34 protein-coding genes and 3 pseudogenes are annotated in these 22300 nt (G+C 68.2%); 3 read left to right on the top strand and 34 right to left on the bottom strand.

Features of this window, described 5'->3' with window-relative positions; all coding sequences use genetic code 11:
* Positions 1-33 precede the first annotated feature (33 nt).
* From rplQ to AC07DW_RS00755, 32 genes are all read right to left on the bottom strand, one after another.
* Positions 34-531: a 50S ribosomal protein L17 gene (gene rplQ / locus AC07DW_RS00910; protein WP_478855459.1), complete on the bottom strand. Its 498-nt coding sequence runs from the start codon at positions 529-531 to the stop codon at positions 34-36.
* 80 nt (positions 532-611) lie between these two features.
* Positions 612-1634 carry a DNA-directed RNA polymerase subunit alpha gene (locus tag AC07DW_RS00905; RefSeq protein ID WP_003956430.1) on the bottom strand — a complete coding sequence of 341 codons (1023 nt, stop codon included), beginning with the start codon at positions 1632-1634 and terminating at the stop codon, positions 612-614.
* 120 nt (positions 1635-1754) lie between these two features.
* Entirely contained in the window at positions 1755-2159 is a 405-nt protein-coding gene (gene rpsK, locus AC07DW_RS00900) for a 30S ribosomal protein S11 (protein WP_003956432.1), read from the bottom strand.
* A gap of 64 nt (positions 2160-2223) precedes the next feature.
* Positions 2224-2604 carry a 30S ribosomal protein S13 gene (rpsM, locus tag AC07DW_RS00895; RefSeq protein ID WP_478855458.1) on the bottom strand — a complete coding sequence of 127 codons (381 nt, stop codon included), beginning with the start codon at positions 2602-2604 and terminating at the stop codon, positions 2224-2226.
* Positions 2605-2789: 185 nt separating this feature from the next.
* On the bottom strand, positions 2790-2903 hold the full coding sequence (rpmJ, locus tag AC07DW_RS00890; protein ID WP_003956441.1) for a 50S ribosomal protein L36: 114 nt from the start codon (positions 2901-2903) through the stop codon (positions 2790-2792).
* A gap of 56 nt (positions 2904-2959) precedes the next feature.
* Positions 2960-3181, bottom strand: a complete 222-nt coding sequence (gene infA, locus AC07DW_RS00885) for a translation initiation factor IF-1 (protein ID WP_003956442.1) — start codon at positions 3179-3181, stop codon at positions 2960-2962.
* A 213-nt stretch (positions 3182-3394) separates the two neighbouring features.
* Entirely contained in the window at positions 3395-4246 is an 852-nt protein-coding gene (map, locus tag AC07DW_RS00880; RefSeq protein WP_478855457.1) for a type I methionyl aminopeptidase, read from the bottom strand.
* Between the two features lie 118 nt (positions 4247-4364).
* A complete protein-coding gene (locus tag AC07DW_RS00875; protein WP_478855456.1) occupies positions 4365-5024 on the bottom strand; it encodes an adenylate kinase in 660 nt (219 codons plus the stop codon).
* On the bottom strand, positions 5024-6343 hold the full coding sequence (secY, locus tag AC07DW_RS00870) for a preprotein translocase subunit SecY (protein WP_478855455.1): 1320 nt from the start codon (positions 6341-6343) through the stop codon (positions 5024-5026). Before secY ends, AC07DW_RS00875 begins: the two co-directional genes overlap by 1 nt.
* Before the next feature lie 436 nt (positions 6344-6779).
* The gene (gene rplO, locus AC07DW_RS00865; protein ID WP_433114905.1) at positions 6780-7235 is read right to left on the bottom strand and encodes a 50S ribosomal protein L15; all 456 of its coding nucleotides are present in this window, start codon (positions 7233-7235) and stop codon (positions 6780-6782) included.
* A gap of 1 nt (position 7236) precedes the next feature.
* Entirely contained in the window at positions 7237-7419 is a 183-nt protein-coding gene (gene rpmD / locus AC07DW_RS00860; protein ID WP_041130781.1) for a 50S ribosomal protein L30, read from the bottom strand.
* A complete protein-coding gene (gene rpsE, locus AC07DW_RS00855; protein WP_006376045.1) occupies positions 7419-8024 on the bottom strand; it encodes a 30S ribosomal protein S5 in 606 nt (201 codons plus the stop codon). Before rpsE ends, rpmD begins: the two co-directional genes overlap by 1 nt.
* Positions 8025-8067: 43 nt before the next feature.
* The gene (rplR, locus tag AC07DW_RS00850) at positions 8068-8451 is read right to left on the bottom strand and encodes a 50S ribosomal protein L18 (protein WP_031076680.1); all 384 of its coding nucleotides are present in this window, start codon (positions 8449-8451) and stop codon (positions 8068-8070) included.
* A gap of 3 nt (positions 8452-8454) precedes the next feature.
* On the bottom strand, positions 8455-8994 hold the full coding sequence (rplF, locus tag AC07DW_RS00845) for a 50S ribosomal protein L6 (protein WP_064069946.1): 540 nt from the start codon (positions 8992-8994) through the stop codon (positions 8455-8457).
* A 21-nt stretch (positions 8995-9015) separates the two neighbouring features.
* Entirely contained in the window at positions 9016-9414 is a 399-nt protein-coding gene (gene rpsH, locus AC07DW_RS00840) for a 30S ribosomal protein S8 (protein ID WP_084897853.1), read from the bottom strand.
* 208 nt (positions 9415-9622) lie between these two features.
* Entirely contained in the window at positions 9623-9808 is a 186-nt protein-coding gene (locus AC07DW_RS00835; protein WP_003956452.1) for a type Z 30S ribosomal protein S14, read from the bottom strand.
* A gap of 5 nt (positions 9809-9813) precedes the next feature.
* Positions 9814-10371 carry a 50S ribosomal protein L5 gene (gene rplE, locus AC07DW_RS00830; RefSeq protein ID WP_064069947.1) on the bottom strand — a complete coding sequence of 186 codons (558 nt, stop codon included), beginning with the start codon at positions 10369-10371 and terminating at the stop codon, positions 9814-9816.
* Positions 10371-10694: a 50S ribosomal protein L24 gene (gene rplX / locus AC07DW_RS00825; RefSeq protein WP_019888758.1), complete on the bottom strand. Its 324-nt coding sequence runs from the start codon at positions 10692-10694 to the stop codon at positions 10371-10373. Before rplX ends, rplE begins: the two co-directional genes overlap by 1 nt.
* Before the next feature lie 2 nt (positions 10695-10696).
* Positions 10697-11065, bottom strand: a complete 369-nt coding sequence (rplN, locus tag AC07DW_RS00820; protein WP_003956455.1) for a 50S ribosomal protein L14 — start codon at positions 11063-11065, stop codon at positions 10697-10699.
* A 141-nt stretch (positions 11066-11206) separates the two neighbouring features.
* Positions 11207-11491 (bottom strand): 30S ribosomal protein S17, encoded by a 285-nt coding sequence (gene rpsQ / locus AC07DW_RS00815; RefSeq protein ID WP_189550649.1) that lies wholly within the window; start codon positions 11489-11491, stop codon positions 11207-11209.
* Positions 11491-11715, bottom strand: coding sequence for a 50S ribosomal protein L29 (gene rpmC / locus AC07DW_RS00810; protein WP_031076670.1), 225 nt, complete (start codon positions 11713-11715; stop codon positions 11491-11493). The genes rpsQ and rpmC overlap by 1 nt, the downstream gene beginning before the upstream one ends.
* Positions 11715-12134 carry a 50S ribosomal protein L16 gene (rplP, locus tag AC07DW_RS00805; protein ID WP_005313579.1) on the bottom strand — a complete coding sequence of 140 codons (420 nt, stop codon included), beginning with the start codon at positions 12132-12134 and terminating at the stop codon, positions 11715-11717. Before rplP ends, rpmC begins: the two co-directional genes overlap by 1 nt.
* 5 nt (positions 12135-12139) lie before the next feature.
* Positions 12140-12970, bottom strand: coding sequence for a 30S ribosomal protein S3 (rpsC, locus tag AC07DW_RS00800; protein ID WP_031076668.1), 831 nt, complete (start codon positions 12968-12970; stop codon positions 12140-12142).
* Positions 12970-13317, bottom strand: a complete 348-nt coding sequence (gene rplV / locus AC07DW_RS00795) for a 50S ribosomal protein L22 (RefSeq protein ID WP_030685471.1) — start codon at positions 13315-13317, stop codon at positions 12970-12972. The genes rpsC and rplV overlap by 1 nt, the downstream gene beginning before the upstream one ends.
* A 49-nt stretch (positions 13318-13366) precedes the next feature.
* Positions 13367-13648 carry a 30S ribosomal protein S19 gene (gene rpsS / locus AC07DW_RS00790; protein WP_003974263.1) on the bottom strand — a complete coding sequence of 94 codons (282 nt, stop codon included), beginning with the start codon at positions 13646-13648 and terminating at the stop codon, positions 13367-13369.
* A 12-nt stretch (positions 13649-13660) separates the two neighbouring features.
* Positions 13661-14497, bottom strand: a complete 837-nt coding sequence (gene rplB / locus AC07DW_RS00785) for a 50S ribosomal protein L2 (protein WP_344363073.1) — start codon at positions 14495-14497, stop codon at positions 13661-13663.
* Positions 14498-14538: 41 nt separating this feature from the next.
* Entirely contained in the window at positions 14539-14856 is a 318-nt protein-coding gene (gene rplW, locus AC07DW_RS00780; protein ID WP_351809114.1) for a 50S ribosomal protein L23, read from the bottom strand.
* On the bottom strand, positions 14856-15506 hold the full coding sequence (gene rplD / locus AC07DW_RS00775; protein WP_064069951.1) for a 50S ribosomal protein L4: 651 nt from the start codon (positions 15504-15506) through the stop codon (positions 14856-14858). The genes rplW and rplD overlap by 1 nt, the downstream gene beginning before the upstream one ends.
* 8 nt (positions 15507-15514) lie before the next feature.
* Positions 15515-16159, bottom strand: coding sequence for a 50S ribosomal protein L3 (gene rplC, locus AC07DW_RS00770; RefSeq protein WP_478855454.1), 645 nt, complete (start codon positions 16157-16159; stop codon positions 15515-15517).
* 13 nt (positions 16160-16172) lie between these two features.
* On the bottom strand, positions 16173-16481 hold the full coding sequence (rpsJ, locus tag AC07DW_RS00765; RefSeq protein ID WP_003948644.1) for a 30S ribosomal protein S10: 309 nt from the start codon (positions 16479-16481) through the stop codon (positions 16173-16175).
* Positions 16482-16954: 473 nt separating this feature from the next.
* Positions 16955-18031: a hypothetical protein gene (locus tag AC07DW_RS00760; protein ID WP_478855453.1), complete on the bottom strand. Its 1077-nt coding sequence runs from the start codon at positions 18029-18031 to the stop codon at positions 16955-16957.
* Positions 18032-18114: 83 nt separating this feature from the next.
* Positions 18115-19083 (bottom strand): TetR/AcrR family transcriptional regulator C-terminal domain-containing protein, encoded by a 969-nt coding sequence (locus tag AC07DW_RS00755; protein WP_478855452.1) that lies wholly within the window; start codon positions 19081-19083, stop codon positions 18115-18117.
* 180 nt (positions 19084-19263) lie between these two features.
* Between AC07DW_RS00755 and AC07DW_RS00750 the strand changes: the two genes are divergently transcribed.
* Positions 19264-20367 carry an FAD-dependent monooxygenase gene (locus AC07DW_RS00750; protein WP_478855451.1) on the top strand — a complete coding sequence of 368 codons (1104 nt, stop codon included), beginning with the start codon at positions 19264-19266 and terminating at the stop codon, positions 20365-20367.
* A gap of 27 nt (positions 20368-20394) precedes the next feature.
* Here AC07DW_RS00750 and AC07DW_RS00745 read toward each other — a convergent pair whose 3' ends face one another.
* Both AC07DW_RS00745 and AC07DW_RS00740 read right to left on the bottom strand, forming a co-directional pair.
* Complete coding sequence (locus tag AC07DW_RS00745; RefSeq protein ID WP_478855450.1) at positions 20395-20598, bottom strand: DUF397 domain-containing protein; 204 nt, start codon at positions 20596-20598, stop codon at positions 20395-20397.
* A pseudogene (locus AC07DW_RS00740) lies at positions 20595-20933 on the bottom strand (Scr1 family TA system antitoxin-like transcriptional regulator); the annotation flags it as partial. The pseudogene AC07DW_RS00740 and the gene AC07DW_RS00745, both read right to left, overlap by 4 nt.
* Positions 20934-20937: 4 nt before the next feature.
* Between AC07DW_RS00740 and AC07DW_RS00735 the strand changes: the two are divergent.
* Both AC07DW_RS00735 and AC07DW_RS00730 read left to right on the top strand, forming a co-directional pair.
* Positions 20938-21415 (top strand): annotated as a pseudogene (locus AC07DW_RS00735) (ATP-binding protein).
* Between the two features lie 52 nt (positions 21416-21467).
* A pseudogene (locus AC07DW_RS00730) lies at positions 21468-22300 on the top strand (RpnC/YadD family protein); the annotation flags it as partial.

Genomic DNA, 22300 nt, shown 5'->3' with positions numbered 1-22300 from the left:
GACGGGCCCGTCGTTGCGCCTTCAGAACGCGGTTCAGGCGTCCTTCGACTCCGCGGCCGGAGCCTCGGCGGCCTCATCGGCCTTGGTGTCCTCGGCCTTGGCGGCCTCGTCGGACTCCTTCACCGCGCGCTTGGTCGCGGCCTCGGCCTCGGCGACGGTCGCCTTCTTGGCGATCTCGCCCTCGACCAGCTCGATCACAGCCATCGGGGCGTTGTCGCCACGACGGTTGCCGATCTTGGTGATGCGGGTGTAGCCACCCGGGCGCTCGGCGTAGCGCGGAGCGATCTCGGTGAAGAGCGTGTGCACGATGCCCTTGTCCGTGATCGTCTGCAGCACCAGGCGACGGTTGTGGATGTCGCCCTTCTTCGCCTTGGTGATCAGGCGCTCGGCGACCGGACGCAGGCGGCGGGCCTTGGCCTCGGTCGTGGTGATGCGGCCGTGCTCGAAGAGCGACTTCGCGAGGTTCGCGAGGAGCAGCTTCTCGTGCGCGGCGCTGCCGCCCAGACGGGCACCCTTGGCGGGCTTCGGCATGGTGTTTCTCCTTGTGATCTGCCCCGGCCGTATCAGGTACCGGGGTCAGGGCCCCGCGGGCGGTCGCCCGCGGGCAGCGATCAGTACTGCTCGGTCTCGACGAAGCCCGCGTCCGCGTCGTCGTCGGCGCCGAAGGCGTCGGCGGCGGCGGTCGGGTCGAATCCGGGCGGGCTGTCCTTCAGGGCCAGGCCCATGCCGGCCAGCTTCGCCTTGACCTCGTCGATCGACTTCGCACCGAAGTTGCGGATGTCGAGCAGGTCGGCCTCGGAACGCGCCACGAGCTCACCCACGGAGTGGATGCCCTCGCGCTTGAGGCAGTTGTACGAACGAACGGTGAGCTCGAGCTCCTCGATCGGCAGCGCCAGGTCGGCGGCGAGGGCGGCGTCCGTGGGGGACGGGCCCATGTCGATGCCCTCGGCGTCGATGTTGAGCTCGCGGGCCAGGCCGAACAGCTCGACCAGGGTCTTGCCGGCCGACGCCATGGCGTCACGGGGACGCATGGCCTGCTTGGTCTCGACGTCCACGATCAGCTTGTCGAAGTCGGTGCGCTGCTCGACACGCGTCGCCTCGACCTTGTACGTGACCTTGAGGACCGGCGAGTAGATCGAGTCGACCGGGATACGGCCGATCTCCTGGCCCACCTGCTTGTTCTGGACGGCGGAGACGTAGCCGCGACCGCGCTCGACGGTCAGCTCCATCTCCAGCTTGCCCTTGCCGTTCAGCGTGGCGAGCACCAGGTCGGGGTTGTGCACCTCGACACCGGCCGGCGGGGCGATGTCGGCCGCGGTCACGAGGCCCGGGCCCTGCTTGCGCAGGTACATCACGACCGGCTCGTCGTGCTCGCTGGACACGACCAGCTGCTTGATGTTCAGGATGAGGTCGGTGACGTCCTCCTTGACGCCCGGCACGGTGGTGAACTCGTGCAGGACACCGTCGATGCGGATGGACGTGACCGCCGCACCCGGGATCGAGGAGAGGAGCGTACGCCGGAGCGAGTTGCCGAGCGTGTAGCCGAAGCCCGGCTCCAGCGGCTCGATGACGAACCGCGAGCGGTACTCGTCGACGACCTCTTCGGTCAGCGAGGGACGCTGAGCGATAAGCATGGTGTGTTTCCTTCAGTCGTGGACGCCCGCTATTTGACGTCCTCGGATAGTGCAAGGGTACGGGCGGCACGCCCCCGAAGAGCCGTACCGCCCGAGAATCCCTGCGAAAGCAGCCGTGCGTCAGACGCGGCGGCGCTTCGGCGGACGGCAGCCGTTGTGCGGGGTGGGGGTGACGTCCTGGATGGAGCCGACCTCGAGACCGGTCGCCTGGAGCGAACGGATGGCCGTCTCACGACCCGAGCCCGGGCCCTTGACGAAGACGTCGACCTTGCGCATGCCGTGCTCCTGCGCGCGGCGGGCGGCCGACTCGGCGGCCATCTGCGCGGCGAAGGGGGTGGACTTGCGCGAGCCCTTGAAGCCGACGTGGCCGGCGGAGGCCCAGGAGATCACGTTGCCCGAGGGGTCCGTGATCGAGACGATCGTGTTGTTGAACGTGCTCTTGATGTGGGCGTGCCCGTGAGCGACGTTCTTCTTTTCCTTGCGGCGCACCTTCTTGGCAGCGCCCTGACGACCCTTGGGGGGCATGTCTTACTCCTACGGGAGGTGGTCGGTCCTACAGCGAAGACCGTGGACAGTCGTCCGCTGCGGACTACTTCTTGCCCGGCTTCTTCTTGCCGGCGATGGCGCGACGCGGGCCCTTGCGGGTACGAGCGTTCGTGCTGGTGCGCTGGCCGTGGACCGGCAGACCGCGACGGTGGCGCAGACCCTGGTAGCAGCCGATCTCAACCTTGCGGCGGATGTCGGCCTGGATCTCGCGACGGAGGTCACCCTCGGTCTTGAGGTTGGCGTCCACGTACTCGCGGATCTTGACCAGGTCCTCTTCGGCCAGGTCACGAACGCGGGTGTTCGGGTTCACACCGGTGGAGGCGAGGGTCTCCTTCGCCAGGGTGCGGCCGATACCGAAGACGTAGGTGAGTGCGACCTCCACACGCTTGTCGCGCGGGATGTCGACACCGGAAACGCGTGCCATTCAATGGCTCCTGTGTGTTCGGGGGTCTTCCGCAGTGCCGCTCCGTGGCCGCCGTACGAGGTACGGACCAGGTCCCCGGCCCCCGCCGGAGGTGTCGCCGACCCTGTCAGGGTTTGGCGGGCGCTGCGTATGTACGAATTTGCTCGCGTCGCGCGAAGAACTGCGGAGGTGCAGGTCGGCGTGCGTCAGCCCTGGCGCTGCTTGTGGCGCAGGTTGTCGCAGATGACCATGACCCGGCCGTGACGGCGGATCACCTTGCACTTGTCGCAGATCTTCTTGACGCTCGGCTTGACCTTCATGGGATGTGAGGTTCTCCGGGTCAGTGCCACCGCCCCGCGGAGGGGCGCGACAAGATCTACTTGTATCGGTAGACGATCCGCCCACGCGTCAGGTCGTACGGAGACAGCTCCACGACGACCCGGTCGTCCGGGAGGATACGGATGTAGTGCATCCGCATCTTGCCGGAGATGTGCGCGAGGACTTTGTGACCGTTCTGGAGCTCTACCTTGAACATGGCGTTCGGCAGGGACTCGATCACGGTGCCCTCAATTTCGATGGCACCTTGCTTCTTGGCCACGCTTCGCCCTTCGAATCGGCTACCTTGATCGACTCTCGTCGCCGTGTGCGGACACACGGGTACACGAGAGCCGACGCATCAGTCTACGTCAGGCCCCAGGAAAAGACGAATCCCGAGAGCTTGCCCACTGCGGGAGATCGTTACCCCATCCCCGGCTCCCCGGTCCGGACGCCCGCGCCGCCGTGCCGCGGGGCCGGCCGCCCCGTCCGGGGGTCAGGCCAGCGGGTCCGGGGCCGCCGTGACGCCCAGCTCCGCGAGCTTGGCCTTGCCGCCGTCCGGGGCCGTCAGGACGAGCGGGCCCTCCTCCGTGAGGGCCACGGAGTGCTCCCAGTGGGAGGACCAGGTGCCGTCCGTCGTGATGACGGTCCAGTCGTCCTCCAGGACCTCCGTGCGGGGCGTACCGAGCGACACCATCGGCTCGATCGCCAGGCAGAAGCCGGGCACCAGCCTGGGGCCCTTGCCGCGCTTGCGGGAGACGTAGTTCAGCAGGTGCGGGTCCATGTGCATCTCGGTGCCGATGCCGTGGCCGCCGTAGTCCTCGATGATCCCGAACTTGCCCAGGCTGTGCTCGCCCGCGGCCGGACGCGGCTGGCGGCGGATGTAGGACTCGATCGCCTTGGAGATGTCCACCAGCCGGTTGCCGTTCCTCATCGCGGCGATGCCGGCCCACATCGACTCCTCGGTCACCCGGGAGAGCTCGATCAGCTCCGGGGCGTGGCCCGACCCGACGAAGGCCGTGTACGCGGCGTCGCCGTGCCAGCCGTCGACGATCGCGCCGCAGTCGATGGAGATGATGTCGCCGTCCTTGAGGACGACCTCGTCGCTGGGGATGCCGTGGACGACGACCTCGTTCACCGACGTGCAGATCGTCGCGGGGAACCCGCCGTACCCGAGGAAGTTCGACTTCGCCCCGTGGTCGGCGATGACCTTCCGCGCGACCTCGTCCAGGTCCTTCGTCGTCGCGCCGGGCACGGCGGCCTCCCGGGTCGCCGCGTGGATGGCGGCGACGACAAGCCCCGCCTCGCGCATCTTCGCGATCTGCTCGGGAGTCTTGATCTGCACCATGACGGCTGACGCCTTTCCAAACGGAGAACGGGGTGACCTCACCACGATACGGCGGTACGACACCGGCCGCGGCGCCCCGAAGGGCACCGCGGCCGGTGTACGACATGTGTCCGGAAGGCTACGCGGCCTTCTCGCCCCGCAGCGCCTCCATGGCCCGCCCGGTCACCTCGTCGACCTTGCCGAGCGCGGAGATGGTCACCACCAGGCCCTGGGCCCGGTAGTAGTCGATGATCGGCTCGGTCTGCGTGTGGTAGACCTCCAGCCGCTTGCGGACGGTCCCCTCGGAGTCGTCGTCACGCTGGTACAGCTCGCCACCGCAGACGTCGCAGACGCCCTCGGCCTTCGGCGGCGCGTACGTCACGTGGAAGACGTGGGAGCTGTCGTTGCGGCAGATGCGGCGGCCCGCGATCCGCTTGACGACCTCGTCCTCCTCGACCTCCAGGTCGAGGACGGCGTCCAGCTTCATGCCCTCGCCGACGAGCATGGCGTCCAGCGCCTCGGCCTGGGCCACGTTGCGCGGGAAGCCGTCCAGCAGGAAGCCGTTCACGGCGTCCGCCTGCTCCATGCGGTCCTTGGCCATGCCGATGGTGACCTCGTCGGGTACGAGGTTGCCGGCGTCCATGTACGCCTTGGCCTGCTTGCCCAGCTCCGTGCCCTGACTGATGTTGGCGCGGAACAGGTCGCCCGTGGAGATGTGCGGGATCGACAGGTTCTTGGCAAGGAACGCGGCCTGCGTTCCCTTGCCCGCACCGGGCGGTCCGACGAGGACGATTCGCATCAGCGGAGGAACCCTTCGTAATTGCGCTGCTGGAGCTGGCTCTCGATCTGCTTCACGGTCTCCAGCCCCACACCCACGATGATGAGGATGCTCGTCCCACCGAAGGGGAAGTTGGCATTGGCGCCACCGAAGCCTGCCAACGCCATCGTCGGCACAAGAGCGATCAGACCCAGGTACAGCGAGCCCGGCCAGGTGATCCTGTTGAGCACGTAGCTCAGGTACTCGGCAGTAGGTCGACCAGCCCGGATACCCGGGATGAAGCCACCATACTTCTTCATGTTGTCCGCGACTTCCTCGGGGTTGAACGAGATCGCCACGTAGAAGAAGGCGAAGAACACGATCAACAGGAAGTAGACGGTGATGTAGTAGGGGTGGTCACCCTTGACGAAGTGGGCTTCGATCCAGGTCTTCCACCCGGAGGTGGAGGTCGAGAACTGGGCGATCAGGGCCGGGATGTAGAGCAGCGACGAGGCGAAGATGACAGGAATCACACCTGCCTGGTTCACCTTGAGCGGGATGTACGTGGACGTACCGCCGTAGGACCTGCGGCCGATCATGCGCTTCGCGTACTGCACCGGGATCCGGCGCTGGGCCTGCTCGACGAAGACCACCAGGGCCACCATCACGAAGCCGATCAGGATGACGGTGCCGAACTCGATCCAGCCCTGGGCGAGCTTGCCGCTGACCTTGATGGCCCACAGGGCGCCCGGGAAGCCGGCGGCGATCGAGATGAACATCAGGATCGACATGCCGTTGCCGATGCCGCGGTCGGTGATGAGCTCACCGAGCCACATCACGACGGCGGTGCCCGCGGTCATGGTGATGACCATGAGGATGGTCACGAAGATCGAACGGTCCGGGACGACCTGACCGGCCACCGTGCAGCCGCTGAACAGCGCGCCGGTGCGGGCCGTCGCCACCAGGCCGGTGCCCTGGAGGATCGCGAGGGCCATCGTCAGGTACCGCGTGTACTGCGTGATCTTGGCCGTGCCCGCCTGTCCCTCCTTCTTGAGGGCCTCGAGGCGCGGGATGACGACGGTCAGCAGCTGCAGGATGATGCTCGCCGTGATGTACGGCATGATGCCGAGCGCGAAGATGGTGATCTGCAGAAGCGCCCCGCCGCTGAACAGGTTCACGAGGCCGAGCAGGCTGTTGCCGCCCTTGCTGGCCTCGTCCACGCACTGCTGGACGGACTGGTAGTCGACACCGGGGACGGGGATGTGGGCCCCGAGCCGGTAGATCACGATGATGCCCAGCGTGAAGAGCAGCTTCTTGCGCAGGTCGGGCGTCTTGAACGCCCGGGCGAACGCGGTGAGCACGGTGCCTCCTGCGACCCCCGCGTTACGCGCGTGAGGGTGACGGTTTGGTAAGTGAGTAGATACAAACACGGCAGCCTTACGCCACGGGGGCAGACTGCCGGGACACTAACAGCGGCTACCATACCCGGCCGCCCCGCCCGCGTGAAACGTCGCTGAGGCACGTCAACCGCGGGTAAGGCGAAAGCCCACGGGCGACCGGACGACCGGGCCCTGCCGGGCCAACGACCGAGCGTCCCCGATCGACACCCGGCACAGAGCATCCACAGCCAACATGTCCGAAACCCGACCCCCGTCGCCGCTCGGCGCGGCCCCGCCCGGGCATCGGCCGGCTGCTCGGCGCCGGGGAAACGGGGCCCGTACGCGAAAAGAGCCTGGCCGACACCCCGTGAGGGGCGCCGGCCAGGCTCTTTTCCGTCGGTGTCCGTCAGGACAGAGCTCAGACGAGCTCGGTGACGGTACCGCCAGCGGCGGTGATCTTCTCCTTGGCGGAGCCGGAGACGGCGTCAACCGAAACCTGCAGCGCCACGGAGATCTCGCCCTGGCCCAGGACCTTGACGAGGCTGTTCTTGCGCACCGCGCCCTTGGCGACCAGATCGGCCACCGTGACGTCGCCACCCTCGGGGTAGAGGGAGGCGAGCTTGTCCAGGTTCACGACCTGGTACTCGGTGCGGAACGGGTTCTTGAAGCCCTTGAGCTTCGGGAGACGCATGTGGAGGGGCATCTGCCCACCCTCGAAGCGCTCCGGAACCTGGTAGCGGGCCTTCGTGCCCTTGGTACCACGGCCGGCCGTCTTACCCTTCGACGCCTCACCACGACCCACACGGGTCTTGGCGGTCTTGGCGCCCGGGGCGGGACGGAGGTCGTGGGCCTTCAGCGGCTTGTTCTCCGCCATGTCAGTCGACCTCCTCGACCGTCACGAGGTGGCGGACGGTGTGCACCATTCCGCGGAACTCGGGGCGGTCCTCCTTGACAACCACGTCACCCAGGCGCTTGAGGCCCAGGGAACGCAGGGTGTCGCGGTGGTTCTGCTTGCTGCCGATGTACGACTTCGTCTGCGTGACCTTGAGGCGAGCCATTACGCACCCGCCCCTGCACGCGCACGGAGGAGAGCCGCGGGGGCGACGTCCTCGAGGGGCAGACCGCGGCGGGCCGCGATCTCCTCGGGACGCTGCAGGCCCTTGAGGGCCGCCACGGTCGCGTGCACGATGTTGATCGCGTTGGACGAGCCGAGCGACTTCGACAGGATGTCGTGAACGCCGGCGCACTCGAGCACGGCACGCACCGGGCCACCGGCGATAACACCGGTACCGGGGGAAGCAGGCTTGAGCAGGACGACGCCCGCGGCCTTCTCGCCCGTGATCGGGTGCGGGATGGTGCCCTGGATACGGGGGACCTTGAAGAAGTGCTTCTTGGCCTCCTCAACACCCTTGGCGATGGCGGCCGGCACCTCCTTGGCCTTGCCGTAACCGACACCCACGGTGCCGTCACCGTCGCCCACCACGACCAGCGCGGTGAAGCTGAAGCGACGACCACCCTTCACAACCTTGGCGACGCGGTTGATCGCGACGACGCGCTCAACGTACGCGGTCTTCTCGGCGGCAGCAGCGCCGCCGTCACGGCCCTTCCGGTCCCGCCGCTCGCCGCCACCGGCACCGCTTCCGCGGCGCTGGGGTCCAGCCATTGGAATTACCTCTCTTCGTTTTCCGCTGAGCTACGGAACCGGCTCAGAACTTGAGCCCGGCTTCGCGGGCGGCGTCCGCCAGGGCGGCAATGCGCCCGGCGTACTGGTTGCCGCCACGGTCGAACACGACAGCCTCGATGCCGGCGGCCTTGGCACGCTCGGCCACGAGCTGGCCGACCTGCTTCGCCTTCGCCGACTTGTCGCCTTCGCCGCCGCGGATGGACGCGTCCAGGGTGGACGCCGACGCGAGGGTGTGACCCGCGATGTCGTCGATGACCTGAGCGGTGATCCCGCGGTTGGAGCGCGTGACGACCAGGCGCGGACGCTCGGTCGTACCCGCGATCTTCTTGCGGATGCGGATGTGGCGACGCTTCAGAGCAGCGCCCTTGTAGGCCTTGCCCTTGGCAATCTTCACGCCGTATGCCATGGCTTACTTACCAGCCTTTCCGACCTTGCGGCGGATGACCTCACCCGCGTACTTCACGCCCTTGGCCTTGTAGGGGTCGGGCTTGCGAAGCTTGCGGATGTTCGCGGCGACCTCGCCGACCTTCTGCTTGTCGATGCCCTCGACCGAGAACTTGGTCGGCGACTCGACCTTGAAGGAGATGCCCTCGGGGGCCTCCACCAGGATCGGGTGGCTGTAGCCGAGCTGGAACTCCAGGTTGGAGCCCTTCGCGGCCACGCGGTAACCGACACCGCTGATCTCGAGCGCCTTCGTGTACCCCTGGGTCACACCGGTGATCATGTTGGCCACCAGCGTGCGGGACAGGCCGTGGAGGGCCTTGTTCTGACGCTCGTCGTTCGGACGAGTGACGTTGAGAACGCCGTCCTCGCCCTTAACGATCTCGATCGGCGCGGCGACGGTGTGGCTCAGGGTGCCCTTGGAACCCTTCACCGTGACCGTGCGGCCCTCGATGGTGACGTCCACGCCGGCGGGAACCGTGATGGGGAGCTTGCCAATACGCGACATTAGCTTTTCCTCCGTTCCCGACTACCAGACGTAGGCGAGGACTTCCCCACCCACGCCCTTCTTCTGCGCCTGCTGGCCGGTCAGGAGGCCGTGGGACGTGGAGATGATCGCCACGCCCAGACCGCCGAGGACCTTCGGCAGGTTGGTGGACTTCGCGTAGACCCGCAGGCCGGGCTTCGAGATCCGCTTGATGCCCGCGATGGAGCGCTCACGGTTCGGACCGAACTTGAGCTCGAGGACGAGGTTCTTGCCCACCTCGGCGTCCTCGACGCGCCAGCCCGTGATGAAGCCCTCCTGCTGGAGGATTTCCGCGATGTGAGACTTGATCTTGCTGTGCGGCATGGTCACGGAGTCGTGGTACGCCGAGTTCGCGTTCCGCAGACGCGTAAGCATGTCTGCGATCGGATCAGTCATGGTCATGAATTGGCCTTCGGCCTCTCTCGCCGGGGTTTCCTGTATGCGCCATCCCTCTCCCCGCTCATGGGCGGGACGGGTGCGGTGCGGGGACCTACGGCGTAGTAAGTCGTACGGGCGGCAGGCGCCCAACCCCACAAGCCTACGACATGCGGGGCGGGGCTCCTGCCGACCAGATGCTTACCGAGAGTCCTGGAGCAGCCCGAAAGGGCTGTTACCAGGAGCTCTTGGTCACGCCCGGCAGCTCGCCACGGTGAGCCATCTCACGGAGGCACACGCGGCACAGGCCGAACTTGCGGTAGACGGAGTGCGGACGACCGCAGCGCTGGCAACGGGTGTACGCGCGCACGCCGAACTTGGGCTTACGGGCAGCCTTCGCGATGAGAGCCTTCTTCGCCATCTCGCTTACGCCTCCTTGAAGGGGAAGCCGAGGTGACGGAGGAGCGCACGGCCCTCTTCGTCGTTGGTCGCCGTGGTCACCACGGTGATGTCCATACCCCGGACACGGTCGATCTTGTCCTGGTCGATCTCGTGGAACATGACCTGCTCCGTGAGACCGAAGGTGTAGTTGCCACGGCCGTCGAACTGCTTGGGGGACAGACCGCGGAAGTCGCGGATGCGCGGGAGCGCGAGCGACAGGGTGCGGTCCAGGAACTCCCACATGCGGTCGCCACGGAGCGTGACGTGGGCACCGATCGGCTGGCCCTCACGCAGCTTGAACTGCGCGATGGACTTGCGGGCCTTGGTGACGGCCGGCTTCTGACCCGTGATCGTGGTGAGGTCCTTGATGGCCCCGTCGATCAGCTTGGAGTCGCGGGCGGCGTCGCCCACACCCATGTTGACCACGATCTTCACGAGGCCGGGAACCTGCATGACGTTCTCGTACGAGAACTCCTCACGCAGCTTGCCCGCGATCTCCTCGCGGTACTTCGTCTTGAGACGCGGAGTGGTGGTGGTAGCCATCAGATGTCCTCACCCGTCCGCTTGGCAACGCGGATCTTGTTGCCCTCGTCGTCGAAGCGGTAACCGACGCGCGTGACGACCTTGTTGCCGTCCTTCTCCACCACGAGCTGAACGTTGCTCACGTGGATCGGGGCCTCGGTCGTGACGATGCCACCGGTCTGCGAACCGCGAGCGGTCTGACCGGCCTTGGTGTGCTTCTTGACCCGGTTGACACCCTCGACCAGGACGCGGTCCTCACGGGGGAAGGCCGCGATGACCTTGCCCTGCTTGCCCTTGTCCTTACCGGTGATGACCTGTACCAGGTCGCCCTTCTTGATCTTCATGCTTACAGCACCTCCGGCGCGAGCGAGATGATCTTCATGAACTTCTTCTCGCGCAGCTCACGGCCCACCGGGCCGAAGATACGGGTGCCGCGAGGGTCGCCGTCGTTCTTCAGAATGACGGCGGCGTTCTCGTCGAAGCGGATGTACGAGCCGTCCTGGCGGCGGCGCTCCTTGACGGTGCGAACGATGACCGCCTTGACGACGTCACCCTTCTTCACGTTGCCACCGGGGATCGCGTCCTTGACGGTGGCGACGATGACGTCACCGATGCCCGCGTAGCGGCGACCGGAACCACCGAGAACACGGATGCAAAGGATCTCCTTGGCACCAGTGTTGTCGGCGACACGCAGTCGCGACTCCTGCTGGATCACGTCTATCTCCTGATCGTCTGCCGGTTCCCGGCAGGGCCCGTGAGGGCCCTGCCGAGCCTGGCGGAACTAAGTGCTGGGGCAGTGACGCCTCAGCGGGGGGCATGCGGGACCTCTCCCCCAGGGGGAGAGGACCCCGCAAAATTACTTGGCCTTCTCGAGGATCTCGACGACGCGCCAGCGCTTGGTCGCGGACAGCGGCCGGGTCTCCATGAGGAGGACGCGGTCGCCGACACCCGCGGCGTTCTGCTCGTCGTGCGCCTTGAGCTTGTTCGTACGGCGGATGACCTTGCCGTACAGCGCGTGCTTGACGCGGTCCTCGACGGCGACGACGACGGTCTTGTCCATCTTGTCGCTGACGACCAGACCCTCACGGGTCTTGCGGAAACCGCGCTCGGTCTTCTCTTCAGTCACGTTGTTCTCGCTCATCAGGCGCTCTCCACCGTTTCGATGCCCAGCTCGCGCTCACGCATCAGGGTGTAGATCCGGGCGATGTCCTTACGGACGGACTTGAGCCGACCGTGGTTCTCGAGCTGCCCGGTCGCCGCCTGGAAGCGGAGGTTGAACAGCTCTTCCTTGGCCTCGCGGAGCTTGGCAACAAGCTCCTCGTTGCCCAGCTCGCGCAGCTCGGACGCCTTGGTACCGGCCGACATCACGCTTCACCTGCCTCGCGCTTGACGATCCGGCACTTCATCGGCAGCTTGTGGGCCGCGCGAGTCAGAGCCTCACGTGCGATCTTCTCGTTCGGGTAGGACAGCTCGAACATGACCCGGCCCGGGTGCACGTTCGCGACCCACCACTCCGGCGAACCCTTACCGGAACCCATGCGGGTCTCGGCGGGCTTCTTGGTCAGCGGGCGGTCCGGGTAGATGTTGATCCAGACCTTGCCGCCACGCTTGATGTGGCGGGTCATCGCGATACGAGCCGCCTCGATCTGGCGGTTGGTCACGTACGCCGGAGTCATGGCCTGGATGCCGTACTCGCCGAACGCAACCGTCGTACCACCCTTGGCCATACCGCGGCGCTTGGGGTGGTGCTGCTTGCGGTGCTTGACCCTACGGGGGATCAGCATGTCGGTCAGGCCTCCGTTCCGGTGCTCTCAGCCGGAGCGGCGGCAGCGGCCTCGGCCTTGGGGGCCTCGGCAGCGGAACCAGCCTGCTGCGGCTTGCGACCGCGACCGCCACGCTCGCCACCGCGGCCACCACGGGCCGGGCGGTCAGCGCCACCACGGGCCGGGCGGTTGCCGGCGCGGGCAGCAGCGTTCTCGGCGCGGACCTCGGCGATGTTCTTGACGTCGCCCTTGTAGATCCAGACCTTCACGCCGATGCGGCCGAAGGTCGTCTTGGCCTCGAAGAAGCCGTACTCGACGTTCGCGCGGAGCGTGTGCAGCGGCACACGGCCCTCGCGGTAGAACTCCGAGCGGGACATCTCGGCGCCGCCGAGACGGCCGCCACACTGGATCTTGATGCCCTTGGCGCCGGCCTTCATGGCGGACTGCATGCTCTTGCGCATGGCCCGACGGAAGGAGACGCGGGAGGACAGCTGCTCGGCAACGGCCTGGGCCACGAGCTGAGCGTCGACCTCGGGGTTCTTGACCTCGAGGATGTTCAGCTGGACCTGCTTGCCCGTGAGCTTCTCGAGGTCGCCGCGGATGCGGTCGGCCTCGGCGCCACGGCGGCCGATGACGATGCCGGGACGCGCGGTGTGGATGTCCACCCGCACGCGGTCACGGGTGCGCTCGATCTCCACCTTCGAGATGCCGGCGCGCTCCATGCCGGACGTCATCATCCGACGGATGGCGACGTCTTCCTTGACGTAGTCCTTGTACAGCTTGTCGGCGTACCAGCGCGACTTGAAGTCGGTGGTGATGCCGAGCCGGAACCCGTGCGGGTTTACCTTCTGGCCCATTACCGGGTTCCTTCCTTGCTGCTGACGACCACGGTGATGTGGCTGGTCCGCTTGCGGATCCGGTAGGCACGGCCCTGGGCGCGCGGACGGAACCGCTTCAGGGTCGGACCCTCGTCGACGTACGCCTCGCTGATGTACAGCGAAGAGGCGTCCGTGTGGTCGTAGTTGTGCGCGGCGTTGGCAATGGCGCTGTCCAGCACCTTGCCCACCGGCACGCTCGCGGCCTGCGGGGCGAAACGCAGGACCGCCTGAGCCTCCGTGGCATCCATGCCACGGATGAGGTCCACCACGCGGCGGGCCTTCATGGGCGTGACGCGGATGTACCGCGCCTGGGCCCTGGCTTCCATGGTTGTCCCTTCAGTGTCTGACACGTTCGTCATGGTCTGTCACCCCGCGTTAGCGGCGCTTCGACTTCCGGTCGTCCTTGACGTGGCCGCGGAAGGTGCGAGTCGGCGAGAACTCGCCGAGCTTGTGGCCGACCATCGACTCGGTGACGAACACCGGGATGTGGGTCTTGCCGTTGTGCACCGCGATCGTGTGGCCGAGCATGGCCGGGACGATCATCGAGCGACGGGACCAGGTCTTGATGACGTTCTTGGTGCCGGCTTCGTTCTGAGTGTCCACCTTCTTGATCAGGTGGTCGTCGACGAAGGGCCCCTTCTTGAGACTACGCGGCATCTAAACCCGCTCCTAGCGCTTCTTGTTCGTCTTGCGGCGGCGGACGATGTACTTGTTGCTCGCCTTCTTGGGAGAACGAGTACGACCCTCCTTCTGACCCCAGGGGGAGACCGGGTGGCGACCACCGGAGGTCTTGCCCTCACCACCACCGTGGGGGTGGTCGACCGGGTTCATGGCGACACCACGGACGGTCGGGCGAACGCCCAGCCAGCGCTTGCGGCCGGCCTTGCCCCAGTTGATGTTCGACTGCTCGGCGTTGCCGACCTCGCCGATCGTGGCGCGGCAGCGGACGTCGACCAGGCGGATCTCACCGGACGGCATGCGCAGGTGGGCCATCTGGCCCTCCTTCGCGAGCAGCTGCACGGAGGCACCCGCGGAGCGGGCGAACTTGGCGCCACCGCCGGGACGGAGCTCGATCGCGTGGATCGTGGTACCGACCGGGATGTTGCGGAGGGCCAGGTTGTTGCCGGGCTTGATGTCGGCGCCGGGGCCGTTCTCGATCCGGTCGCCCTGGTTCAGGCCACGCGGAGCGATGATGTAGCGCTTCTCGCCGTCCACGTAGTGGAGGAGCGCGATGCGCGCGGTGCGGTTGGGGTCGTACTCGATGTGAGCGACCTTGGCCGGCACGCCGTCCTTGTCGTGACGACGGAAGTCGATCACGCGGTAGGCGCGCTTGTGGCCACCGCCCTGGTGACGGACGGTCACACGACCGGTGTTGTTACGGCCGCCCTTGCTGTGCAGGGGGCGGACCAGCGACTTCTCCGGCGTGGACCGCGTGATCTCGACAAAGTCGGCGACGCTGGAGCCACGACGGCCCGGAGTCGTCGGCTTGTACTTGCGGATACCCATTTCTCAGTCCTCGTCCGATATTCGGACGATCCAGACCGCCATCAGGCGGTCGGACCGCCGAAGATGTCGATACGGTTGCCCTCAGCAAGGGTCACGATGGCGCGCTTGGTGTTCGCGCGCTTACCGAAACCGGTGCGGGTGCGCTTGCGCTTGCCCTGACGGTTGATCGTGTTCACCGACGCGACCTTGACCGAGAAGACCGCCTCGACGGCCTGCTTGATCTGGGTCTTGTTGGCGGTGGGTGCCACGATGAACGTGTACTTGTTCTCGTCGAGCAGCGCGTAGCTCTTCTCGGAGACAACCGGCTTGACGAGAACGTCGCGCGGGTCGGAGAAGGTCTTGCTGGTGATCTCGGCCATCAGGCCTCGCTCCCCTCGTTGTCATCGGCCTTGGGGCCAGACACGAAGGACTCGAAGGCGGCCTTGGTGAAGACCACGTCGTCGGAGACGATCACGTCGTACGTGTTCAGCTGGCCCGGCTCCAGGATGTGCACCTGGGGCAGGTTGCGGGCGGACAGCCACGCGGCCTCGTCGGCGCGCTCGACGACCAGGAGCAGGTTCTTGCGCTCCGAGATCTTGCCGAACAGCGTCTTGGCGGCCTTGGTGGAGACCTCACCCTCGACCACGCCGGTGACGACGTGGATACGGGAGTGACGCGCCCGGTCCGAGAGGGCACCGCGCAGGGCGGCGGCCTTCATCTTCTTCGGGGTGCGCTGCGAGTAGTCACGCGGCACGGGGCCGTGGACGACGCCACCACCGGCGAACTGCGGGGCGCGGGTCGAACCCTGACGGGCGCGGCCGGTGCCCTTCTGGCGGTAAGGCTTCTTGCCACCGCCGCGGACTTCGCCACGGGTCTTGGTCTTGTGCGTGCCCTGACGGGCAGCGGCCAGCTGTGCGACGACGACCTGGTGGATCAGCGGAACGCTGGTCTTCGCGTCGAAGATCTCCGCGGGGAGCTCGACGGTCCCGGCCTTGTCGCCTGCCGGCGAAAGGATGTCAATGGTGCTCATCGGTTACCTCAGGCCCCCTTGGCCGCGGTACGGACCAGGACGAGGCCGCCGTTCGGACCAGGAACCGCGCCCTTGATCAGGAGCAGGCCCTTCTCCGCGTCAACGGCGTGGACGGTCAGGTTCTGGGTGGTGACCCGCTCGTTGCCCATGCGGCCCGCCATGCGGAGGCCCTTGAACACACGGCCCGGGGTGGCGCAGCCACCGATGGAACCGGGCGAGCGGTGCTTGCGCTGGGTACCGTGTCCGGCGCCCAGGCCACGGAAGTTGTGGCGCTTCATGACACCGGCGAAGCCCTTGCCCTTGCTCTTGCCGGTGACGTCGACCTTGACGCCCGCCTCGAAGACCCCAGCGGTGATCTCCTGGCCGAGCGTGTACTCGGAGGCGTCAGCGGTGCGGATCTCCACCAGGTGGCGGCGCGGGGTGACGTCGGCCTTGGCGAAGTGACCCTTGAGGGGCTTGTTCACCTTGCGCGGGTCGATCTCGCCGAAGGCGATCTGGACCGACTCGTAGCCGTCAGTGTCGTTGCTGCGGACCTGGGTGACGACGCAGGGCCCGGCCTTGACGACGGTCACCGGGACGACCCGGTTGTTCTCGTCCCAGACCTGGGTCATGCCGAGCTTCTCGCCCAGGACGCCCTTAATGTTCTTAGCCATCTCGCGCGTCACCTCAGAGCTTGATCTCGATGTCGACGCCGGCCGGCAGGTCGAGACGCATCAGCGAGTCAACCGTCTTCGGCGTGGGGTCGAGGATGTCGATGAGGCGCTTGTGCGTGCGCATCTCGAAGTGCTCGCGCGAGTCCTTGTACTTGTGCGGCGACTTGATGACGCAGTACACGTTCTTCTCAGTGGGCAGCGGCACCGGGCCCGCGACCGACGCACCAGTGCGCGTCACCGTCTCGACGATCTTCTTCGCCGACGAGTCGATGACCTCGTGGTCGTAGGCCTTGAGCCGGATGCGGATCTTCTGTCCCGCCATGGCTACTCAGTAGTCCTGTCTCTCGTAACGCTCTGGAACCTGGTGGGCCGCTTCCCCCCGGCGTCTCCGCCGCGGAACCACAGCCCCTCCTCCGACCCACGCGGTCGGGTGTGTCGCATCCCCTCTACGCAGATCTCCCGAAGGATTTCCCAACCGAGGGGGTGCGGGCCCGAGGACCGCGAGACCGGGGGCGGAACACCCACCGGGTGCCTGGTCGGCGCCCCGCTGACACTTCCCGGAAGATTCCCGTACGTCCGCCCCTGATCAGGGACGACGAGTACTGTGGGACTCGCTTCCGGTCCTCCCGGCGGGAGGCGCGCAGCATCGGCACTCAACCGAGCAACCCCGACAGTCTGCCATACGGGACGTACCCGACGCCAATCGAGCCGAAGAGATTACCCCGCGCGGTGTGCCTGTCAAACCGCGGCACACCCCACCGGAGACGGAACGCCCTGTTCCGCGCCCGTGCCCCGTCAGGTGCGGGTCACGGTGCCGCACTCCTGGGGCAGCTGGTCCAGGGACTTGCTGCGGTCGTAGGGATCGACCGGCTCTCCGGTGCCCGCGCCCCCCTCTCCGGCCACCAGGTCCGAGAGGAACCGGGGGTGCAGGAAGCCCTCGCCGTCGCGCGAGCAGTCGTCGTTGCCGACCCTTACGTCCATGCGCAGGACGAACAGCTTCCCGGGCGTCGTGCGGATCTTCGCCGGGTCGTGCAGGGCCAGGGTCATCTGTCTGCGCACGATGGTCCGGGCGACCTCGGTGGCACCGCCCGGGTCCGCCTTCACCACCGGGTGGACGAACGTGTAGTCGGCGTGTACGAGCACCTGGCCGTCCCGCTCGCCCTTCTCGTAAGTCATCCGGCCCTGGACCTTCACCACGTCCCCGGCCGGTCGGACCTCGGCCGGGTCGAAGCGGCTGAACACCCACAGCGGATCGCGGTCCGGGGCCGGGTCGGCCAGGGCCTTGTCCAGCAGTCCGCGGCCGTCGACCTGGAGCGGGTCCAAGAGGTCCAGCGCGGCACGGGGCCGCTCGCCCCTCAGGGTGGCGGGGTCCAGATTGGCGGCCACGAGCAGCGCCTTGGCGCTGGTGAGGGCGTGCCGGACGTCCTCCACGCTCATGCCGCCGACCGGCCTGGCCCCGGGCACCCGGATCCCGGCGGCACCGTCGGCCCAGTGGGCCGCGGGTGAGCCCCGGAAGGGTTCCTTGAGCGTGGGGAGGTCCTCCACGGCCGGCGCCGGAGGCGCGGCGGCGTGCGTGTCCCCTCCCCCGACCCCCCCTCCGAACCGGTCGGTGACCAGCCCGGGGCGGACGGCGACGACCACGAGCCCCGCCGCCAGCAGCATCCCGAGCACTCCGGCCAGGCGCCGCCGCCGGAGCGCCCGCCCGTCGATCTCCCGCCAGGCCGGTCCGGTGCGCCACCCCGCGGGCTGCGCGGAGCCGGCCACCCGCGCCGCCCGCGCGGCGCGTTCGTCGGCCGACGGCTCCTTGGGGGCGGTCGCCCCGCCGTCCCGCTCCGCCGCGCGGAGGAACCGCGCCCACTCCTCGTCGGACACGGACGGCCCGTCCCCCGGCCGTCCTTCCGGCGCGCCCGTCCCCACGATCCCCACCCCTGTCGTGCCGCTGAACGCATATTTGATCATGCCGGACGGGCGGCTGCCTCGACCAGGCGTTCGATGCCGTCGAGGAGCGGTGTCAGGCCGAAGTCGAACAGCGCGTCGAGGTCGAGGTCGTAACCGCCTTCGAAGGCGGTGATCGTACGGGTGAGGGCGGGGTAGCGCCCCGAGGTGAGAATGCCGCGCATCGCCGCTTCCTGGCCGTCCATCCACTCGTCCTCGGTGAGGCCGGTGGTGGCCTGTGCCTGCACCTCGCGCTCCAGGTTGACGGCCAGGCCCTGGACGTAGCTGTAGATCAGCAGGTGGATGTCGAAGCGGGTCTTGGCGTCCAGTCCGCCACCCTCCAGCGCGGCGAGCATCCATTCGCCGTGCGCCATCAGGTTCGGCAGGACGAGCGGCCGGCTGAGCGGGCCGATCTGGGCGACCCACGGGTGCCGCCGGCACACCTCCCACAGGGCGCGCGCGCCCGCCTCCATACGCGCTCGCCAGCCCCGCGGCGGCGCGTCGGGGGGCGCGACCTCGCCGTAGGCGGCGTCGGCCATCAGGGCGACGAGCTCGTCCTTGCTGCCGACGTAGCGGTAGGGGGACATGGCCGCGACCCCGAGGCGGGCGGCGACGCCGCGCATGGAGAGGGCGGCGAGCCCTTCGGCGTCGGCGATGCCGATGGCGGCGCTGACGATGCGGGCGCGGGTGAGCTCCGGTTCGGCGGTGCGCCGGGCGGCCGGGGCGGTGTCCGGGGCGGCGCGCGTACCGGCGGCGGTGGCGGCGGCGGTCGGGGTGCCGGCGACGACGGTGCCGACGCGCGGCCGGGCTTCGACGGTGCCCTCCAGGCGCAGGGCGGTGAGCGCCTTGGTGGCGGTGGCGAGGGCGACCCCCCATTGCCGGGCGATCTGCCGGGTGGAGGGCACACGGTCGCCGGGGCGCAGCTCGCCGTCGGCGATCCGCTGCCGGATGTCGGCGGCGATGCGGAGGTAGGGGGGTCGGTCACCCATGCGGTACCACCTCGTTTCCTTTTTCGCCGGGCGGGCGGGCTGTACTAGGGCAGACCCTAGCAGGGAGGCTGCCGTCGAATACGCGCCTGGCCTAGTACAGCGGGCTTTTTTACCTGCTTGGCAGGGGTGTGCGTACGTCGTACATTCAGCGGCGTACACCGTATCGAAGGGAGCTCCACCATGCAGTCCGTCCTCATCTCCGGTGCCGGCATCGCCGGATCGGCCCTCGCGTGCCTGCTGCGCGCCCGCGGCTTCGCGCCCACCGTCGTCGAACGGGCGCCCGGCCTGCGCGCCGGCGGCCAGGCCGTCGACATCCGGGGCGTTGCCCTGGAGGTGGCCGCCCGCATCGGGATCCTGGAGGGCGCCCGGGAGGCCCGCACCCGCATGCGGGGCATGTCGATCCTGGACGCGGACGGCACCGAGATCGACCGGTCGACGGAGTACACGCTCAGCAGCGGCCGGCTGTACGGCGACGACATCGAGGTGCTGCGTGAGGACCTGGGACGACTGCTGTACGACCGGGCACGCGCGACCGGGGAGGTCGAGTACGTCTTCGGCGACAGCGTCACCGCCCTCGCCGAGGACGCCGACGGGATCCGGGTGGACTTCGCCCACGCCCCCTCGCGCCGTTTCGACCTGGTGGTCGGCGCGGACGGCCTCCACTCCACCGTGCGGCGGCTGGCCTTCGGCCCGGAGGTGGACTTCACCCGGCACCTGGGCAGCTACCTGTCGGTCTTCAGCGCGGACAACTTCCTGGACCTGGACAACTGGCAGGTCTGGATGCGCGACGGGGAGACGGGGTTCGGCATCATGCCCGTACGCGACAACGGCGAGCTGCGGGTCGCGTTCGGTTTCGAGTCCGCGCCGCTCCCCCGCGACGCCGACCTCAAGTCCCTGATCGTGGACCGGCTGGCCGCCCTGCGGTGGGAGGGCGACCGGCTGGCCAAGGCCGCGCTCGAGGCGCCGGACTTCTACTGCGACGCGATGGCCCAGATCCACATGGACGCCTGGTCGCGGGGGCGTTCGGTCCTGCTCGGCGACGCCGGGTACTGCCCGTCCCCGCTCTCCGGCCAGGGCACGAGCCTCGCCCTGGTGGGCGCGTACGTCCTGGCGGACGAGCTCGCGCGGGCGGAGGGACGCCACGGGCCGGCCTTCGCCGCGTACGAGTCGCGCATGCGCCCCTTCGTGGCCGCGAACCAGGCCCTGGCCACGGAGAACCCGGGCGGCCCGGCGTCGGAGGAGTCGGGCACGCGGGCGAAGAACCTGATCACGCTGGACGTGTGACCCTCCCCGCGAGGAGCGGGCGGCGGACTAGACGCAGGTCGCGTACGACACGAAGACGGCCCACGCGGCGGGCGGGAGGGCGAGGCGGGGGCCGTCGGCGTTCTTCGAGTCGCGGACGTGGACGGCGCGGGGGGCGAGGGCGACCTCGACGCAGTCCTCACCTTCACTGCTGCTGCCGTAACTGCTTTTGCACCACGTCAGGTCCAAGACGTCGGAGCTCTCGCGATTCATGTCTCTCTCAGCACTTGCTCGATGAAGGCCACCGACTCCCCCGGCGTGAGAGCCCGAGCCCGGATGATGCCATAGCGCAGTTCGAGGATTCGGAGCTGGCGGGGATCGGAAACCGGACGGCCGGCGAACCCGCCGTCCGAGCGCCCCACCGCCGTACCGTCCTCGAACTTCAGCACCTCGATACGGCCACCCGTACCAGGATGATCCCCCGTGGCGGTCGGCATGACCTGGATCTCCACGTTGTCCATCTGCCCGACCGCCAGCAGGTGTTCGAGCTGCCGACGCAGCACCATTGCCCCCCCGATCGGTCGGCGCAGCGTCACCTCTTCCTGGAGCGGCGTGATCAGGCGAACCGCCGAACTCACGTCCGACGCACGTCATTTCAGCGTGCGGCTGCCCTCCACGCCACGCGGCACCCGCCTCGCGCGCCTGCTCGCCACCGAGCGGTTGCGCGCCTGGGACCTGCCGTACGGGATCTCCGGGGCGGCCATGCACGTCGTCGCCGAGCTGGCCGTGAACGCCGTGACGCACGGCCGGGTGCCGGGCCGGGACTTCCGCCTGGCACGCAGGGTGACGGACGGCGGACGCGCTCTGCGCGTCGAGGTGACCGACACCCGGGGCCGACCGGCTCCCGGGCCGCCGGCCGCCGGGGCTCGGGCCGGTGATCGTCGAGGAGCTCGCGGACCGGTGGGGCGTCGTGCCGGGGCAGGTGCCGCGCAAGACGGTGTGGGCGGAATGTCACCTGGTCGTACCGGGACCCGCTGTGCCGGTTCCGGGCGATCCCGGCCACCTTCAGCCGGGTAATCCGATCAGGTGATGCATGTGCGTCTGGCATATGTGCAGCGCGCTCGGTGCCTACCGTCCAGTGCATGGTCAGTTCCTCACACGAGGCGATGCACCGCATCTTCCAGGAGTACCCGGAGCTCTTCTCCGGTGTTTCGGAGGTGCTGGGCGTCCCGTTTCCCCCACCCACTTCGGTGCGGGTCCTGCCGACCGACCTCACGGAGGCCCGTCCCCTTGAGCGCCGCGTGGACACGCTGCTGCTCTTCGACACCGAGGACGAGGGGTCGTTCCTCCTGGCCGTCGAGGCGCAGGGCAAGAAAGATTTCTCCAAGCCCGCGAGCTGGGCGTACTACCTGTCCTACCTCTACGCGAAGTACCAGCGGCCGCCGGTGTTACTGGTCATCTGCCAGGACCGCTCCACGGCCGAATGGGCTGCCCGGCCCGTCCATATCGGCCCTCGGCAGTGGGCCTCGCTCACCCTTCGCCCCCTGGTGGCCGGTCCGCACAACATGCCCGTGCTCCGCAACACCGCCGAGGCCCGCAAGGACCTGGCCCTGGCCACCCTGGCCGCGATCACACATGCCGACAACCCGGACGTCGCTGCCATACTGAAGGCAGTCTCCGGCGCCCTGCGTGAAACAACCGAAGAGCTTTCGTACCCCCTCGCCGAACTCATCGCACAAGGCCTGGGCAAACGCCCGGCCGCACAACTGTGGAGGCAGCTGATGGCCGTGGACCTGTCGTTCTACAAGTCGCCCATCTCGGAGGAGATCCGGGACGAGGGCCGCGTCGAGGGCCGCGTCGAGGGCCGTGCCGAGGGCCGCCGAGGCCCTGCTGATCGTCCTGGAACAGCGCGGCGTCGCCGTGTCCGACGAGGCCCGCGAGCGCATCGCCGGTTGCACGGACGCGGAACTCCTGC

The sequence above is a fragment of the Streptomyces sp. NPDC045701 genome (assembly GCF_056432045.1).
Note: the sequence above shows the minus strand (reverse complement) of the source record. Positions and strands in the feature narration are given on the sequence as shown.

Bases quoted from the DNA above. Each gene is read 5' to 3' on its own strand.
- rplQ (WP_478855459.1), bottom strand. From the start codon at position 531: ATGCCGAAGCCCGCCAAGGGTGCCCGTCTGGGCGGCAGCGCCGCGCAC.
- AC07DW_RS00905 (WP_003956430.1), bottom strand. From the start codon at position 1,634: ATGCTTATCGCTCAGCGTCCCTCGCTGACCGAAGAGGTCGTCGACGAG.
- rpsK (WP_003956432.1), bottom strand. From the start codon at position 2,159: ATGCCCCCCAAGGGTCGTCAGGGCGCTGCCAAGAAGGTGCGCCGCAAG.
- rpsM (WP_478855458.1), bottom strand. From the start codon at position 2,604: ATGGCACGCGTTTCCGGTGTCGACATCCCGCGCGACAAGCGTGTGGAG.
- rpmJ (WP_003956441.1), bottom strand. From the start codon at position 2,903: ATGAAGGTCAAGCCGAGCGTCAAGAAGATCTGCGACAAGTGCAAGGTG.
- map (WP_478855457.1), bottom strand. From the start codon at position 4,246: ATGGTGCAGATCAAGACTCCCGAGCAGATCGCGAAGATGCGCGAGGCG.
- AC07DW_RS00875 (WP_478855456.1), bottom strand. From the start codon at position 5,024: ATGCGAATCGTCCTCGTCGGACCGCCCGGTGCGGGCAAGGGAACGCAG.
- rplO (WP_433114905.1), bottom strand. From the start codon at position 7,235: ATGGCGGAGAACAAGCCGCTGAAGGCCCACGACCTCCGTCCCGCCCCG.
- rpmD (WP_041130781.1), bottom strand. From the start codon at position 7,419: ATGGCTCGCCTCAAGGTCACGCAGACGAAGTCGTACATCGGCAGCAAG.
- rpsE (WP_006376045.1), bottom strand. From the start codon at position 8,024: ATGGCTGGACCCCAGCGCCGCGGAAGCGGTGCCGGTGGCGGCGAGCGG.
- rplR (WP_031076680.1), bottom strand. From the start codon at position 8,451: ATGGCATACGGCGTGAAGATTGCCAAGGGCAAGGCCTACAAGGGCGCT.
- rplF (WP_064069946.1), bottom strand. From the start codon at position 8,994: ATGTCGCGTATTGGCAAGCTCCCCATCACGGTTCCCGCCGGCGTGGAC.
- rpsH (WP_084897853.1), bottom strand. From the start codon at position 9,414: ATGACCATGACTGATCCGATCGCAGACATGCTTACGCGTCTGCGGAAC.
- AC07DW_RS00835 (WP_003956452.1), bottom strand. From the start codon at position 9,808: ATGGCGAAGAAGGCTCTCATCGCGAAGGCTGCCCGTAAGCCCAAGTTC.
- rplE (WP_064069947.1), bottom strand. From the start codon at position 10,371: ATGGCTACCACCACCACTCCGCGTCTCAAGACGAAGTACCGCGAGGAG.
- rplX (WP_019888758.1), bottom strand. From the start codon at position 10,694: ATGAAGATCAAGAAGGGCGACCTGGTACAGGTCATCACCGGTAAGGAC.
- rpsQ (WP_189550649.1), bottom strand. From the start codon at position 11,491: ATGAGCGAGAACAACGTGACTGAAGAGAAGACCGAGCGCGGTTTCCGC.
- rpmC (WP_031076670.1), bottom strand. From the start codon at position 11,715: ATGTCGGCCGGTACCAAGGCGTCCGAGCTGCGCGAGCTGGGCAACGAG.
- rplP (WP_005313579.1), bottom strand. From the start codon at position 12,134: ATGCTGATCCCCCGTAGGGTCAAGCACCGCAAGCAGCACCACCCCAAG.
- rpsC (WP_031076668.1), bottom strand. From the start codon at position 12,970: ATGGGCCAGAAGGTAAACCCGCACGGGTTCCGGCTCGGCATCACCACC.
- rplV (WP_030685471.1), bottom strand. From the start codon at position 13,317: ATGGAAGCCAGGGCCCAGGCGCGGTACATCCGCGTCACGCCCATGAAG.
- rpsS (WP_003974263.1), bottom strand. From the start codon at position 13,648: ATGCCGCGTAGTCTCAAGAAGGGGCCCTTCGTCGACGACCACCTGATC.
- rplB (WP_344363073.1), bottom strand. From the start codon at position 14,497: ATGGGTATCCGCAAGTACAAGCCGACGACTCCGGGCCGTCGTGGCTCC.
- rplW (WP_351809114.1), bottom strand. From the start codon at position 14,856: ATGGCCGAGATCACCAGCAAGACCTTCTCCGACCCGCGCGACGTTCTC.
- rplD (WP_064069951.1), bottom strand. From the start codon at position 15,506: ATGAGCACCATTGACATCCTTTCGCCGGCAGGCGACAAGGCCGGGACC.
- rplC (WP_478855454.1), bottom strand. From the start codon at position 16,159: ATGGCTAAGAACATTAAGGGCGTCCTGGGCGAGAAGCTCGGCATGACC.
- rpsJ (WP_003948644.1), bottom strand. From the start codon at position 16,481: ATGGCGGGACAGAAGATCCGCATCCGGCTCAAGGCCTACGACCACGAG.
- AC07DW_RS00755 (WP_478855452.1), bottom strand. From the start codon at position 19,083: ATGGGTGACCGACCCCCCTACCTCCGCATCGCCGCCGACATCCGGCAG.
- AC07DW_RS00750 (WP_478855451.1), top strand. From the start codon at position 19,264: ATGCAGTCCGTCCTCATCTCCGGTGCCGGCATCGCCGGATCGGCCCTC.
- AC07DW_RS00745 (WP_478855450.1), bottom strand. From the start codon at position 20,598: ATGAATCGCGAGAGCTCCGACGTCTTGGACCTGACGTGGTGCAAAAGC.